The 14,183-nt window shown below is 59.7% G+C and carries 13 protein-coding genes and 1 rRNA gene; 10 read left to right on the forward strand and 4 right to left on the reverse strand.

Annotated features, from left to right (window positions below; all coding sequences use genetic code 11):
* A 16S ribosomal RNA gene (locus O3297_RS19980) occupies positions 1-113 on the reverse strand; the annotation flags it as partial.
* Positions 114-720: 607 nt separating this feature from the next.
* On the opposite strand from O3297_RS19980, the gene O3297_RS19985 reads away from it, so the two are divergent.
* The 3 genes from O3297_RS19985 (at position 721) to O3297_RS19995 (ending at position 4,178) form a co-directional block, all read left to right on the forward strand.
* Entirely contained in the window at positions 721-2,001 is a 1,281-nt protein-coding gene (locus O3297_RS19985; protein ID WP_070253895.1) for a sensor histidine kinase, read from the forward strand.
* A 68-nt stretch (positions 2,002-2,069) separates the two neighbouring features.
* Positions 2,070-2,828, forward strand: a complete 759-nt coding sequence (locus O3297_RS19990) for a LytTR family DNA-binding domain-containing protein (protein WP_034782231.1) — start codon at positions 2,070-2,072, stop codon at positions 2,826-2,828.
* A 156-nt stretch (positions 2,829-2,984) separates the two neighbouring features.
* The gene (locus tag O3297_RS19995) at positions 2,985-4,178 is read left to right on the forward strand and encodes a PAS domain-containing sensor histidine kinase (RefSeq protein WP_070282808.1); all 1,194 of its coding nucleotides are present in this window, start codon (positions 2,985-2,987) and stop codon (positions 4,176-4,178) included.
* A 45-nt stretch (positions 4,179-4,223) separates the two neighbouring features.
* Here the strand turns inward: O3297_RS19995 and O3297_RS20000 are convergent, their stop codons facing one another.
* The 3 genes from O3297_RS20000 to O3297_RS20010 form a co-directional block, all read right to left on the reverse strand.
* Positions 4,224-5,171: a porin gene (locus O3297_RS20000; protein ID WP_052140115.1), complete on the reverse strand. Its 948-nt coding sequence runs from the start codon at positions 5,169-5,171 to the stop codon at positions 4,224-4,226.
* 185 nt (positions 5,172-5,356) lie between these two features.
* Positions 5,357-6,007, reverse strand: a complete 651-nt coding sequence (locus O3297_RS20005; protein ID WP_034782226.1) for a class I SAM-dependent methyltransferase — start codon at positions 6,005-6,007, stop codon at positions 5,357-5,359.
* Positions 6,008-6,068: 61 nt separating this feature from the next.
* The gene (locus O3297_RS20010; protein ID WP_034751505.1) at positions 6,069-7,010 is read right to left on the reverse strand and encodes a CysB family HTH-type transcriptional regulator; all 942 of its coding nucleotides are present in this window, start codon (positions 7,008-7,010) and stop codon (positions 6,069-6,071) included.
* 160 nt (positions 7,011-7,170) lie between these two features.
* Between O3297_RS20010 and O3297_RS20015 the strand changes: the two genes are divergently transcribed.
* From O3297_RS20015 to cobA, 7 genes are all read left to right on the forward strand, one after another.
* Positions 7,171-7,944 (forward strand): sulfite exporter TauE/SafE family protein, encoded by a 774-nt coding sequence (locus O3297_RS20015; RefSeq protein ID WP_305049741.1) that lies wholly within the window; start codon positions 7,171-7,173, stop codon positions 7,942-7,944.
* 81 nt (positions 7,945-8,025) lie between these two features.
* A complete protein-coding gene (locus tag O3297_RS20020; RefSeq protein ID WP_034782222.1) occupies positions 8,026-9,714 on the forward strand; it encodes a nitrite/sulfite reductase in 1,689 nt (562 codons plus the stop codon).
* Complete coding sequence (locus O3297_RS20025) at positions 9,707-10,267, forward strand: DUF934 domain-containing protein (RefSeq protein ID WP_034782220.1); 561 nt, start codon at positions 9,707-9,709, stop codon at positions 10,265-10,267. Before O3297_RS20020 ends, O3297_RS20025 begins: the two co-directional genes overlap by 8 nt.
* 9 nt (positions 10,268-10,276) lie before the next feature.
* Positions 10,277-10,993, forward strand: coding sequence for a phosphoadenylyl-sulfate reductase (locus tag O3297_RS20030; RefSeq protein ID WP_305049742.1), 717 nt, complete (start codon positions 10,277-10,279; stop codon positions 10,991-10,993).
* Positions 10,994-11,032: 39 nt separating this feature from the next.
* Positions 11,033-11,944 carry a sulfate adenylyltransferase subunit CysD gene (cysD, locus tag O3297_RS20035; protein ID WP_034782216.1) on the forward strand — a complete coding sequence of 304 codons (912 nt, stop codon included), beginning with the start codon at positions 11,033-11,035 and terminating at the stop codon, positions 11,942-11,944.
* Complete coding sequence (locus O3297_RS20040; RefSeq protein ID WP_305049743.1) at positions 11,944-13,260, forward strand: sulfate adenylyltransferase subunit 1; 1,317 nt, start codon at positions 11,944-11,946, stop codon at positions 13,258-13,260. Before cysD ends, O3297_RS20040 begins: the two co-directional genes overlap by 1 nt.
* Before the next feature lie 28 nt (positions 13,261-13,288).
* Entirely contained in the window at positions 13,289-14,053 is a 765-nt protein-coding gene (gene cobA, locus O3297_RS20045) for a uroporphyrinogen-III C-methyltransferase (RefSeq protein WP_305049744.1), read from the forward strand.
* Positions 14,054-14,183 lie beyond the last annotated feature (130 nt).

Below are 14,183 nucleotides of genomic sequence, written 5' to 3' on the forward strand. Positions count from 1 at the left end.
TACTCACCCGTTCGCCACTCGCCACCAGAGCAAGCTCCGTGCTGCCGTTCGACTTGCATGTGTAAGGCATGCCGCCAGCGTTCAATCTGAGCCAGGATCAAACTCTTCAGTTTAATCTCTGTTACTTTGCCATTTTACCGGCATGGTCGAACTATTTAACTAGTTCAAACCCCTCGCATTGCGAGGTGTTTGCTCACTCAAAAAACTGACAGGCTACTTCCGAAGAAGTATCCTATTTCATTATTTCTTGTGAACATTTGATATTTTAAGTTAGACGCCAATCCGAAGATTGACGCTGCACTTACATCAAATGCCCACACTTATCGACTGTTAATTGTTAAAGAACTGTATTCGGTACTGCTTTCGCGCTATCGACAAAGCGTTGTGTTTGTCAGCTGCGAAGAAGGAAGAGTATGAAGCGTTTAGATCGTTTCGTCAACCTTCTTTTTTCACCCTGCTTTACTCGGCATTTGCATGCGTCGTTCAGCGAGGGGGCGAATTATAGCCTTGCCCCTCACGCCCCGCAAGCGCTATTTTTCCCCCCTCACCGCCCAGCAAGCATAGTCTTCACTTCAAGCGCCTTTTTGTGCAGCCTGTCGCAATCGGCTGGCGTAGTTCGTGGTCTTTAGGCACAGTGGCAACATCAGACTCTGACGCTACTCAACAAGGGGTTAAACTTGCCCGCTGCGTCGATTAACTCTTGTACTTGAAAGTGCCCTCATGCTTCCGATTTCCAGCCTGCCCCAATTGTTGAAAACCATCCTCGCATGGTTGCAACGGGCATTCGACGCGACGACGACCTGGGTTACCCAACTGTCCTGGTGGAAATTCTTCCTGTTCGCTGCACTGGCACTGATCGCCGGCTCCATTTTGCAAGATGAGCTGTTCTCGTCCAGCCCGGACGAAGAGGTGGTCATCAAGTCGCATAAACGCAGCAGCAAAGGCTCGGGTGAAACCAATATCCTGATCGACGATACGGGCATTCACTTCAATCCCCGCAACAGCAAGAACCGCCGTAGCAGCTCGGCCGATCCAGCCGATGCGGCCGAGGCAGACGCACAAGCCGGTGCCGTGCCGCCCGAACCGCCTGAACCACCGGCGGCCCCTGCCAAACCCAGCTATCCAGTAACGACGAATGCCTCGGGCGAAGAAGTCCATATTGAATTGCCGCCGCAAATCGGCGAAGAGTTGTCGAATGCTATTGAAGAAGCGGTCGATGATGCGGCAGAACAAAAAGTGTCGCGCTATCACCAGCAGGCATCGACCTGGTTCAAGAGCTTTGTGTCCTTGCTGGTATTGGCCCTGTTTGCCATGAAAGCCCTGGTTGGCGGCAAGAAACGTGCGGAAGCGGAAACTGTCACGGCAAACGAGGCGGCCGAGCGCGAATCCATGCAGCGCCAGCTCAGCGAGGCGAAAATGCAGATGATGCAGGCGCAAGTCGAGCCGCACTTCCTGTTCAACACACTGGCCTCCGTCGAACACCTGATCCAGGTCGATCCGCCGCGCGCGGCCAAGATGCAGCGCAGCCTGATCCAGTATCTGCGCGCCGTGCTGCCGCAAATGCGCGACAACGCCCTGATTACCAACCTGGGCCGTGAAGCGGATATGGTGCAAGCGTACTTGAACCTGCTGAAAATGCGCATGGAAGAGCGCCTGACCGTCGATTTCCAGATTCCAGACGGCCTGCGCAGCGCCGCCTTCCCGCCCATGATGCTGCAATCGATGGTAGAGAATGCCATCAAACACGGCCTGGAAGTCAAACCGGAAGGCGGCACCCTGCGCATCGTGGCCGAAGTGGCGCACAGCAAGCTGCGCGTGACGGTGACCGATGACGGCCTGGGCTTTGGCGTGGTACCCAGCGATGGCACGGGACTCGGTTTACCCACCATCCGCGAGCGCCTGAAGCTGCTGCATGGCGACCAGGGCAGCCTGACCATTACGCCAAATCAACCGTCGGGCGTATGCGCCGTGATCGAAGTGCCATATCAATTGTCCAAATAAGACAGAGTAGTTGATAAAAACGCTAAATCATTGAATAATCAATCTTCGCCCGTTCACACTTGAGACCTATGCCTACCGCTATTATTGCCGACGACGAAAGACTGATGCGCGACCAGCTGCGCCTGCGCCTGGGCCAAGCCTGGCCTGAACTGGAAATCATCGGCGAAGCCAAGAATGGCGACGAAGCGATCGAACTGGTGGAGCAACTCAAGCCGGACTTTGCCTTCCTCGATATCCGCATGCCGGGCAAGACAGGCATGGAAGCAGCGCAAGTGATTGGCGGCAAGACGCACATCGTCTTCGTCACGGCCTATGATACCCACGCCGTCGAAGCCTTCGAGCGGGGCGCCGTCGACTACGTGCTCAAGCCGCCCGAGCATGAGCGCTTGCTGGTCACGGTGGAGCGCCTGAAAACCCATTTGAACAAGCCGGCCCTGGACGTCAACAGCAGCGTCACGGCCATGCTGTCGCAACTGGCGGAAAAAATCACGGCCAAGCCCACGTATCTGCAATGGATACAGGCCAGCATCGGCCAGGACTTGCGCATGATCCCCGTGGAAGAGATTCTGTTCTTCCGTTCTGACGAGAAATACACCTGCGTGCAGACAGCCAAGTATGAGGCGCTGATCCGCAAGCCCGTGCGCGACCTGGCCGAAGAGCTCGATCCTTCGCTGTTCTGGCAAATCCACCGCGCCACACTGGTCAACGTGAATGCCATCGAAGGCGTGACGCGCGACATCCGCGGCCGCCACCTGGTGCTCATCAAAGGCAAGTCCGACAAGCTCGAAGTGAGCCGCAGCTTCCTGCATCTGTTCAAGCAAATGTAAGTCTCTCGCCGCCGCCCGGCCCAGGCCGGCGCGGCGCATCACTCTCTTCTTTCCCCTTCCTGCGCCACATCAAGCCGCGCCGTGCCAACAGGCATAGGCTAAAGTCCTGTCTGCCATTCCTGTCTTGCCTTCGTTCACGTTCGCAAGGAGAACCCCATGCCTGACCGAGGCAGTTCCACACTGCTGCGCATCCTGCCGCTGGGCATGGCGGCAGCGCTTTTGCTGTGCTTGTTTCCTCCCCTGAAAGCCCTCCGGCAACGGCAGGCGCGTGGCCAGGCCATCATCGATAGCGCCAGCGACGCCATCATCAGCATCGACAGCGGGCAAATCATCCTGCATGCGAACGCGGCGGCAGCCAGGTTGTTCGATGACACGCCGGACGGCATGCGCGGCATGCGCCTGGGCCAGTACATCCTGCGCGACTTGCGTACCCTTGACGGCCTGGGCAAGCACGATGGCGATCCGCCGTTTGGCGACATCAGCCAGGAGCTGCGCCTGACGGGCCGGCGCGCCACCGATTACACCTTGACGGGCCGGCGCAGCGATGGCGCCATGTTTCCCCTCGAAGGTTCGCTCTCGGCCATGCAGGAAGACGGCCATAGCGTGTTTACCATCATCGTGCGCGATATCACTGCGCGCCAGCAAATGCATGAACAGCTGGCCCGCTCCTTTTCGCAACTGCGCGAATTGTCGAGCGCGCTGCAATCCATCCGCGAAGAGGAGCGCAAGCATATCGCACGCGAACTGCATGATGACCTGGGGCAGCTGCTGGCCACCTTGCGCGTCGACCTGACCCTGGTGCGCCAGCACACGGATACCACCGCATCCTTGCAAGCACTGCTGCACAGCATGGACGGCTTGCTGGTGACGGCCATCACCTCGCTGCGGCGCATCGCCAGCAACCTGCGTCCGCGCGCGCTCGATGAAGGGGGCTTATATTTTGCGCTACAAAAACTGCGGCACGACTTCCTGCTGCGCCGCGCCATCCATTTCGACTTGCTGGCGGACGAAGCCGACCTCGTGCTCGACGATGCGCGCAGCACGGCCATCTATCGCATCGTGCAGGAAGCGCTGACGAATATCGCGCGCCATGCCGAGGCCAGCCATATCACCATCGCCCTGCACCGCATCGATTCCTCGCTCGCCATCACCATCCAGGATGACGGCCGCGGAATTGCCGAGCACGACCTGGAAAAAGCCACGGCCCTGGGCTTGCTGGGCATGCGCGAACGGGTGTGGGGCTTGAACGGCAGCATCCATATCGGCGCCGATAGCGAATTGGGCGGCACGCGCATCGACATCTCGCTGCCCATGCATGCGGAGGCGGCAGCAGCAGCGGCGATGCAATAAAAAAGGCGCCCGCAGGCGCCTTTGCTTCCTTACATCGAATGATGCTTAGAATTTGTGTGCCAGGCCGATCTGGTACGAGGTCAGCGATTTGACGCGCTCGCGGCCAGCGTAAGCGTACACGTCGGTGCGCTTCGACAGGTGGTAGTCGTAGCCGACGCCGAATTCCTTGATGGTGTCCTGATCCTTGAACTTGTTATTGCTTTGCTCTTGCTTGCCGTACGACACTTTGGCATCGCCGCCGCCAACCGTGTAGTTCAGGCCGATCAGGTAGGACTTGAATTCGCCGGTCGTGGCAACTTTGGTGTCGCCTTTCGAGTAGGCGGCCGTGATCTTGGCCGGGCCGAATTTATAGCCGCCACCGATGGACCACAGGTCAGGCTTGGCGGCCGTTGCCGTTGCTTGCACGGCTTTTTCGTAGCCGGCGTGCAAGCTGATCGGGCCATTGTCGTAGGTTGCCAGGCCAATCACGCCTGCGTCAGCGCTGTTGACTTCGCTCAGCACGTATTGCAGGCTGCCCACGAAACCTTCAAAGCTTGGGCTGTTGTAGGTCACGGCGTTGTTGACGCGCGATGTGCCGACGCCCGAACGCAGCAGGGTTTCATTGTTCTTGCCGACCACGCCGTAGGTGTTGAATGGATCGACGCGGGCGATGGTGCCATCGACCAGATTCTTGGTGCGGCCCAGGATGGCGGTACCAAACGCGCCTTTCAAGCCCACGTAAGCTTGACGGTCGAACAACACGCCTTTTTGCGCGCCGGTATCGGCCAGGAATTCACTTTCCAGGTTGAAAATTGCGGACAGACCGCCACCCAGATCTTCCGTACCCTTGAAACCGAGGCGCGACGCATTGTTTTCGCGTTGTACCGTCGGCTGGCCAGTGGTCTTGGCAATACCGAGGTCAACCAGGCCGTACACGGTGACGTTCGATTGTGCTTGTGCCGTAGCTGCTGCGAAGGTGCCGATGATCAATGCTGCCAGAGTAATTTTTTTCACTTGAGATTCTCTACATTAGGTTGGACAAGAATGTTGCTGCTTAGCTGCTGAACCGAATCATGCCCACCAAATACTTCAACAATATGACATCGACAAGATGTTGTTTTTTGGCACAATGTCTTGTCAGATAAAAACAACAGGCGAAAAAAAACCGCCCGAGGGCGGCTTGTGGCGGCAGTCCGGCCTTACTTCAGGCGGCAGCTCAGCAGCCAGTAGTATTCCAGGCGCTTCATGCGGATTTCGCGGGCCGAATGGGCGAACTTCTTGCGCAGGTGGCTATCCGACGGGAAATTCTTCAGCACTTCATAGCGCTCGCCCCCATCCGTCGTGCGGAACTGGTGGGTATTGCCTTCCAGATCGGTGCGCGCGATAACGGTGCTGCTGCCATCGACATAGGAATTGTCGATCAGTACCAGCAGGATGTCCTTGCCCAGCTTGCTGCGCAATTGCTTCAGGTATTTGTCCTGGTCTTCGCGCTTGACGTGCGACCACCAGAAGCCGGCAAACACGGCCGTGAACTTGCCCAGCAAGTCGTCTGGCAAGTTGAACGCGTCGAGCTTGGCAAAGGTGACGTTGTCGGGCAAGCCGCGCGCCTGGGCCAGCGCCAGCATTTCATCGTTGATATCGGTGGCCAGGACGGACTCGGCCGACTCGGCGACCACCTCCGTCCAGTAGCCGGTACCGCAAGCCAGTTCCAGCACGGTGTGGCCTTCCAGCACGTCGGCGACCTTGTCGCGCAACACTTCCAGGTCTTCCTGGCGTTCGGGCTTGTCATAGACGCGCTCGTACTGCTGCGCGATGGTGGCGTAATATTTGGCAAGCTGATCGGTAATCATTGTTTCTTCTCTTCTTAAATAATCTTGGCCAGGCACCTCGCCCGGCCGACTTCATGCATTGTTATAGTTCGTAGTGCTCTTTATCACCGCTCATCGCCTGCTCGATGAGCTTGCGGTTCAGGGTCGGCGTCAGCAACTCGATAAAGGTATAAATATAGCTGCGCAAATACGCGCCTTGCTTGACAGCCACGCGCGACACATTCATGCCGAACAGGTGGCCGACAGGGATGGCGCGCAAGCCTTTGTCGCGCTCGGCATCGAAGGCCATACCCGCTATGATACCAATCCCCATGCCCAACTCGACATAAGTCTTGATCACGTCCGCATCGATGGCTTCGAGCAAGATGTCAGGCTTCAGGCCGCGCAGCACGAAAGCGTGGTCGATCTTGTTGCGTCCGGCAAACGCGCTGTCATAGGTAATCAGAGGGAAAGCGGCGATTTCTTCCAGGGTCACGGACTTCGACTTGAGCAGCGGATGGTCGACCGGCACCACCACCACGTGCTCCCACTGATAGCATGGCAAGGTGATCAAGCCATCGATGGCGGCGATCGATTCCGTGGCGATGGCCAGGTCGGCCTGGTCGCGCTGCACCATCTCGGCGATCTGGCGCGGATTGCCTTGCAGCAACGACAATCTTACCTTCGGGAACTTCAACATGAAGGCTTGCACCACCTTCGGCAAGGTGTAGCGCGCCTGCGTATGCGTGGTGGCAATGGTAAAGCTGCCGCTGTCCTGCGCCGCGAATTCCTTGCCGATGCGCTTCATGCTGTCGATTTCCTGCATGATCAGCTCGACGGACTCCAGCACCAGGCGGCCCGGTTCCGTCAAGCCGCGGATGCGCTTGCCGTGGCGCGTAAAAATATCCACGCCCAGCTCTTCCTCCAGCTCGATGATGGCTTTCGATACGCCCGGTTGCGACGTAAACAAGGCCTTGGCGGCGTCCGTCAGGTTGTAATTCTGCCGGACCGCTTCGCGCACGAAGCGCAATTGATGGAGATTCATTGCTGGTTTGCCCTAGATTGCCGTAATTTGCCGAGTTTCCGCCCCACCCATGATTTTACGTTCATGCATATACGCATATCGCATATAAGCAAATGCGTACTTAGTAGTTTGGAATAAACACTAAGTTTATTACTATTGCGGGTACTTTGGGGGTGCAAGCATGACTTTGTCTTATATAGTCTCAGGATTTGCCGTAGGATTACTCGTAGGAATGACCGGCGTGGGCGGAGGTTCGCTGATGACGCCGCTGTTAACCTTGCTGTTTGGCGTGCCGCCTTCCGTGGCGGTGGGCACCGACCTGGCGTTCGCCTCGATCACCAAGAGCGCCGGCACCCTGACGCACCGCCTGCGCGGCACCATCCGCTGGGATATCGTCAAGCGCCTGTGCATGGGCGCCCTGCCCGCCGCCGTCATCGCGACCCTGGCGCTGAAATCGTTCGGCACCCTGTCGCCGGAAATCGGCAAGATCATCCGTTACTCGATCGCCGGCTCCGTGCTGCTGACCGTCGTGGCGCTGATTTTCAAGGGCCGCATGCTGGCCTGGATCAATGCACACCCCGAGAAACAATTGCAAGGTAACAAGCTTGCCGCTGCGACCATTATTTCCGGCGCCGTGTTGGGCGTGCTGGTCACGGTGTCGTCGATCGGCGCCGGCGCCATCGGCGCGACCCTGCTGGTGATGCTGTATCCACGCATGAGCTCAGCCGAAGTGGCGGGCACCGATATCGCCTACGCCGTGCCCCTGACGGCCATCGCCGCCCTGGGCCACTGGTGGCTCGGCTCCATCCACTGGGAATTGCTGGCCTCCTTGCTGGTCGGCTCCCTGCCCGGCATCACGCTCGGTTCCTGGGTCGCCCGTTCCGTGCCGGAAAAGTTTTTACGAGTGCTGCTGGCGATGACCTTGACCGGCGTGGCAGTGAAGCTAATCTATTAATTACCGAACAAGTGACAAGAGCAGTATCAAGAACATAATCCCAGGCAATCTTCCAGCACCCCGGCTTTTTTAGGAATTGATATGTACCACTACGATCAGTACGACCACCTCATCATCAAAGAACGCATCGCCCAGTACCGAGACCAGGTTGCGCGCCGTATCGCCAATGAGCTGACGGAAGAGGAGTTCATTCCGCTGCGCCTGCAAAACGGCCTGTACATGCAACGCCACGCCTACATGCTGCGCATCGCCGTGCCGTACGGCTTGCTGTCGTCGAAGCAGATGCGCATGTTCGCGCACATCGCGCGCAAGTACGACCGCGGCTATGGCCACTTCACGACGCGCCAGAATATCCAGTTCAACTGGATCGAGCTGGAGCAAACCCCCGATATCCTGACGGACCTGGCATCGGTGGAAATGCACGCGATCCAGACTTCCGGCAACTGTATCCGTAATACAACATCGGACCCGTTCGCCGGCGTCGCCGCCGATGAAATCATCGATCCGCGCCCGTACGCGGAAGTGTTGCGCCAATGGAGCACCTTCCACCCCGAGTTCATCGCCCTGCCGCGTAAATTCAAGGTCGCCATCAATGGCGCCGAAGAAGACCGTGCCGCCATCGCCGTGCACGATATCGGCTTGACGGCCGTGCGCAACGAAGCTGGCGAAGTGGGCTTCAAGGTGATGGCCGGCGGCGGCATGGGCCGCACGCCGATCCTGGGCAGCGTCGTGCGCGAATTCCTGCCGTGGCAGCATTTGCTGACGTATATCCAGGCCATCATGCGCGTGTACAACCTGCACGGCCGCCGCGACAACAAATACAAGGCGCGCATCAAGATCCTGTTGAAAGCCATCGGCGTGGAAGAATTCACGCGCCAGGTGGAAGCAGAGTGGGTCGACTTGAAAGATGGTCCGGAAACCTTGACGGCCGAGGAAATGCAGCGCGTGGCGGACTTCTTCAATCCACCCGCCTACCTTGCCCTGCCGGAACTCGACTACAAGGCGGAGCACGCGGACAACAAGGCGTATGTGAACTGGCTGGCGCGCAACGTCAAGCCGCACCAGCGTCCCGGCTACGTGGCCGTGGTACTGTCGCTGAAGAAAACGGGCGTGCCGCCGGGCGACGCGACGGCCGAGCAGATCGACTTCGTGGCGGATCTGGCCGACCGCTACAGCTTTGGCGAACTGCGCGTGACCCACGAGCAAAACCTGGTGCTGGCCGACGTGGAGCAGTCGAAACTGTTCAAACTGTGGCAGGAAGCCAAGGCGCACGGCCTGGCCACGCCGAACATCGGCTTGCTGACGGACATGATCTGCTGCCCCGGCGGCGATTTCTGCTCGCTGGCCAACGCCAAGTCGCTGCCGATCGCGGCCGCCATTGCCGAACGCTTCGACAGCATCGACTTCCAGCATGACATCGGCGAGATTGAACTGAATATTTCCGGCTGCATCAATGCCTGCGGCCATCATCACGTGGGCAGCATCGGCATCCTCGGCGTCGACAAGGATGGCAGCGAATGGTATCAAGTGTCGATTGGCGGCGCACAAGGCAACAACGCGGCCATCGGCAAGATCATCGGACCATCGTTCTCTTCCCTGCAGATGCCTGAAGTCATCGGCCGCCTGCTGCACGTCTATGTGCGCGACCGCCACGAAGGCGAGCGCTTCGTCGATACGGCCCAGCGCCTGGGCGTGGCGCCGTTCAAGGAACACGTATATGCAACGCCGATCACGGTCGGCAACCTGGTGGGAGAGGACGAATATGTTTGAAGTACGCGAAGAAATCATCAAGAATGCCGCCGTGGTGCCAAATACCTGGGGCTTGCTGCGCCTCGATGAAAACGACACGCCGGAAACGGTCGTCGTGCCTGCAGGCAAGGTCATCGTGCCCCTGCTCGTATGGCAAGCCCAGCGCGAGACCCTGGCCGCCCGCCTGCCCGATATCGGCGTATGGCTGGCCAGCGACGAGCGCCCGGAAGAACTGGCGGCCGACGTGGCGCAACTGCCCGTGATCGGCGTGGACTTCCCGAAATTCACGGATGGCCGCGGCTATTCGATCGCCTTCAACCTGCGCGCCCGTCTGGGTTTCCAGGGTGAGTTGCGCGCCATCGGCGACGTGCTGCGCGATCAGCTGTTTTCCATGCACAGGGTAGGCTTTGACGCTTATGCCACCCGGCCCGACCGCAGCATCCACGACGCCCTGAAAGGTTTGTCGGTCTTTTCGGAAACCTACCAGGCTTCGTGGGATCAAAAATCACCGCTGTTCCGCCGCCACCAGCGCGAAGGCCAGAATCCTGACCTCGACAACGCGGCCGGCATCTGAGGGCCCATCATGAGCAATTTGACTTCTTTGATTGACGCCACCGAGCAAACGCTGACACGCATCGCTGCGGATTTTTCGCCAGCCGTGTTCGCGTCCAGCCTGGCAGCCGAAGACATGGTGCTGACCGACATGATTCTCAAGGCGAAGCTGCCCATCGGCATCTTTTCCCTGGAAACGGGCCGGCTGCACCAGGAAACCCTGGCCGTGCTCGACAAGGTCAAGACCCGTTACGACCACGACATCACCTTGTACCGCCCGCAGCCGGAAGCGGTGGCTGCCTACGTGAAACAGAACGGCCTGAACGCCTTTTATAACAGCGTCGAGATGCGCCGCGAATGCTGCCGCATCCGCAAGGTCGAACCGCTGGGGCGCGCCCTGGCCGGCAACAAGGCCTGGGTGACGGGACAACGCCGCGCCCAGTCCACCACGCGCGCCGAATTGCACGTGCAGGAAGACGACGCGGCGCACGCGATGACGAAATTCAATCCGCTGGCCGACTGGTCGGAAGAAGACGTGTGGGCATACATCCGCGCCAACGACGTGCCCTACAACGCGCTGCACGACCAGGGCTACCCGTCGATCGGCTGCGAACCCTGTACGCGGGCCGTCCAGCCGGGCGAAGATGTGCGCGCCGGACGCTGGTGGTGGGAAAACCCGGACTCCAAGGAATGCGGCCTGCACATGGTGGACGGCAAATTGATACGCATCAAATCCGTGGCAGCCTGAACAGACACAACAGACTCAGCAGAATAAGAAAGCACCCATATGAGCAATATTTTGAACCAGCGTCACCTCGACAGCCTTGAATCGGAAGCCATCCACATCATGCGCGAAGTGGCGGCCGAATCGGCCAATCCTGCGCTGCTGTTTTCCGGTGGCAAGGATTCCGTCGTCCTCTTGCGTTTGGCCGAGAAAGCCTTCCGCCCGGGCAAGTTCCCATTTCCCCTCGTACATATCGACACGGGCCACAACTTCCCGGAAGTCATTACTTTCCGTGATAAAAAGGTGGCGGAACTGGGCGAACGCCTGATCGTCGGCTCCGTGGAAGACTCGATCAAGCGCGGCACCGTGCGTCTGCGCAACCCGGCCACGGATTCGCGCAATGCGGCGCAAGCCGTCACCTTGCTGGAAACCATCGCCGAACACGGCTTTGACGCCTGCATCGGCGGCGCCCGCCGCGATGAAGAAAAGGCCCGTGCCAAGGAACGCATCTTCTCGTTCCGCGACGAATTCGGCGCCTGGGACCCGAAAGCCCAGCGTCCGGAACTGTGGGACCTATATAACACCCGCGTGCATCCCGGTGAAAACATGCGCGTGTTTCCCATCTCGAACTGGACGGAGCTGGACGTGTGGCAATACATCGCCCGCGAGCAACTGGAATTGCCACCGATCTACTTCGCGCACGAGCGCCAGGTGATCCCGCGCAACGGCTTGCTGGTGCCGCTGACGGATCTGACGCCGCCACGCGAAGGCGAAACGGTGGAAACGCAAGTCGTGCGCTTCCGCACGGTGGGCGATATCTCGTGCACCTGCCCTGTCTCCTCCGATGCGGCGACGGTCGACGCCATCATCGCCGAAACGGCAATCACGCAAATCACGGAACGGGGGGCCACCCGCATGGATGACCAGACTTCCGAAGCCTCGATGGAAAAACGCAAGAAAGCAGGGTATTTCTAATGAACGCAGCAATCCAGAACACCAACCTCACCGACAGCCTGGAGCGCGGCATGTTGCGCTTCATCACGGCCGGTTCCGTCGATGACGGCAAAAGCACCCTGATCGGCCGTTTGCTGTTCGACAGCAAGGGCATCTTTGCCGACCAGCTCGACGCCATGTCGCGCTCCAAGCACAAGCGCACGGTGGGCGACACGGTCGACCTGTCCCTGCTGACGGACGGCCTGGAAGCGGAACGCGAGCAAGGCATCACCATCGACGTGGCCTACCGTTACTTTGCCACGCCGAAACGCAAATTCATCATCGCCGACACCCCGGGCCACGAACAATACACGCGCAACATGGTCACGGGCGCTTCCACCGCCGATGCCGTCATCATCCTGATCGACGTGTCGAAGGTAAAACTGGGCGACGATGGCAGCGTGGAATTGTTGATCCAGACCAAGCGCCATTCGACCATCGCACACTTGCTGCAGATCGAGCACGTGGTCGTGGCCATCAACAAGATGGACCTCGTCGACTACGATGAAACGGTGTACAAGCGCATCGTGGCCGCCTACCGCGAATTTGCCCAGTCGCTGGGTTTGAAGGACATCACGCCGATTCCCCTGTCGGCACTCACTGGCGACAACGTCGTCGAACGCGGCGACAAGCTGGGCTGGTACACGGGCCCGACCCTGATCGAGCTGCTCGAATCGCTGTCCGTCTACGATGAATCGCACGACACGCCATTCCGCTTCCCGGTGCAGCTGGTGGCGCGCCACAATGGCCACGAAGCGAACGACTTCCGCGGCTACATGGGCCGCATCGAAGCGGGCAAGGTCAGCATCGGCGACACCCTGGTGGTGCAGCCATCGGGCCAGACGGCAACAGTCAAGGATATCGTCACCCTGGACGGTTCGCTGCCAACGGCCGTGGTGGGCCAGTCCGTGACCCTGCTGCTCAATGAATACCTCGATATCTCGCGCGGCGACTTGCTGGCAAGCAGCGAGCGTCCTGCCACCCTGCTGAAACAGGTGGTGGCCGACGTGTGCTGGCTGTCGGAAGACGCGCTGGACCTGCGCCGCAAGTACTGGATCAAGCACGGCACGAAGCAGACGGCAGCCAAGGTGACGGCGATCGAATCGATCCTCGACATCAATACGCAGCAGCGCCATCCGGCCGAAGGCTTGAAGCTCAACGATATCGCCCGCATCAGCCTGAATGTGCAGCAGGCGCTGGCGGCCGACGCGTATGCCGATATCCGCGCCACCGGTGCCTTCATCCTGATCGATGAAGTCACCCACCAGACGGTCGCGGCCGGCATGGTTCGACTCTAACTCCGCATCGTCCAGGAAAGGCAGCCATATGAACAGCTCCCCATCTCTCCCCGGCAAGGTCTACCTGGTCGGCGCCGGCCCCGGCGCGCAAGACCTGATGACCTTGCGCGGCGCGCGCCTGCTGGCGCAAGCGGACGTCGTGCTGCACGACGCGCTGGTCACCGAAGAGATGCTGGAGCTGTGCCCGCAGGCGAAGAAAATCCTCGTCGGCAAGCGCTGCGGCCAGTTGTCGACGGCGCAGGCCTTCATCAACAAGCAACTGGTCGACCATGCGCGCAAGCACGCCGTCGTCGTGCGCCTGAAAGGGGGCGACCCCATGCTGTTCGGGCGCGCCGACGAGGAATTGCGCGCGCTGGAAGAGGCGGGCATCACGGTGGAAGTGGTGCCCGGCATTACCACGGCACTGGCGGCAGCGGCCGCCACACAGCAGCCGCTGACCAAGCGGGGCGTGTCGCGCAGCGTGGCCTTTTTCACGTCCAGCACGGCGCCGGGCGAACCGGACCAGACGCGCATTCCCGACTGCGACACCCTGGTGCAATACATGGGCGGCCGTGAAGCCATCGCCACGGCACAGCGCCTGCTGGCGCAGGGCCGCCGTGCCGACACCCCGGTGGTAGTGATTGAAAACTGCAGCCGCCCGGACCAGGGCATCGTACGCCTGCCGCTGAGCGCCCTGGCGCATGGCCTGGGCGACACCCACGGTCCCGTGCTGGTGATGCTGGGCGACGCCATGGCCGCGCGCGCGCACCAGAGCACCGAAGCAGCCGCCGCCATGCTGGCGCGCCATGCTTGAATAAACACACCGTATTTTACCGACTTTAAAGTCAGTAATCGACGTCTTCAGAGGAAACATGATACGATGCGGACGCATCTTTTCTCGAGAAGTTGTTGTGTGATAGCAATAAATTCACGCTTCGCCCCGC

Source organism: Janthinobacterium sp. SUN128 (genome assembly GCF_030587275.1).
Classification (GTDB): domain Bacteria; phylum Pseudomonadota; class Gammaproteobacteria; order Burkholderiales; family Burkholderiaceae_D; genus Janthinobacterium; species Janthinobacterium lividum.

Excerpts from the sequence above, each read along its gene's own strand:
- O3297_RS20015 (WP_305049741.1), top strand. The coding sequence starts at position 7,171 with ATGACTTTGTCTTATATAGTCTCAGGATTTGCCGTAGGATTACTCGTA.
- O3297_RS19995 (WP_070282808.1), top strand. The coding sequence starts at position 2,985 with ATGCCTGACCGAGGCAGTTCCACACTGCTGCGCATCCTGCCGCTGGGC.
- O3297_RS19985 (WP_070253895.1), top strand. The coding sequence starts at position 721 with ATGCTTCCGATTTCCAGCCTGCCCCAATTGTTGAAAACCATCCTCGCA.
- O3297_RS20040 (WP_305049743.1), top strand. The coding sequence starts at position 11,944 with ATGAACGCAGCAATCCAGAACACCAACCTCACCGACAGCCTGGAGCGC.
- O3297_RS20030 (WP_305049742.1), top strand. The coding sequence starts at position 10,277 with ATGAGCAATTTGACTTCTTTGATTGACGCCACCGAGCAAACGCTGACA.
- cobA (WP_305049744.1), top strand. The coding sequence starts at position 13,289 with ATGAACAGCTCCCCATCTCTCCCCGGCAAGGTCTACCTGGTCGGCGCC.
- cysD (WP_034782216.1), top strand. The coding sequence starts at position 11,033 with ATGAGCAATATTTTGAACCAGCGTCACCTCGACAGCCTTGAATCGGAA.
- O3297_RS19990 (WP_034782231.1), top strand. The coding sequence starts at position 2,070 with ATGCCTACCGCTATTATTGCCGACGACGAAAGACTGATGCGCGACCAG.
- O3297_RS20005 (WP_034782226.1), bottom strand. The coding sequence starts at position 6,007 with ATGATTACCGATCAGCTTGCCAAATATTACGCCACCATCGCGCAGCAG.
- O3297_RS20020 (WP_034782222.1), top strand. The coding sequence starts at position 8,026 with ATGTACCACTACGATCAGTACGACCACCTCATCATCAAAGAACGCATC.
- O3297_RS20010 (WP_034751505.1), bottom strand. The coding sequence starts at position 7,010 with ATGAATCTCCATCAATTGCGCTTCGTGCGCGAAGCGGTCCGGCAGAAT.
- O3297_RS20025 (WP_034782220.1), top strand. The coding sequence starts at position 9,707 with ATGTTTGAAGTACGCGAAGAAATCATCAAGAATGCCGCCGTGGTGCCA.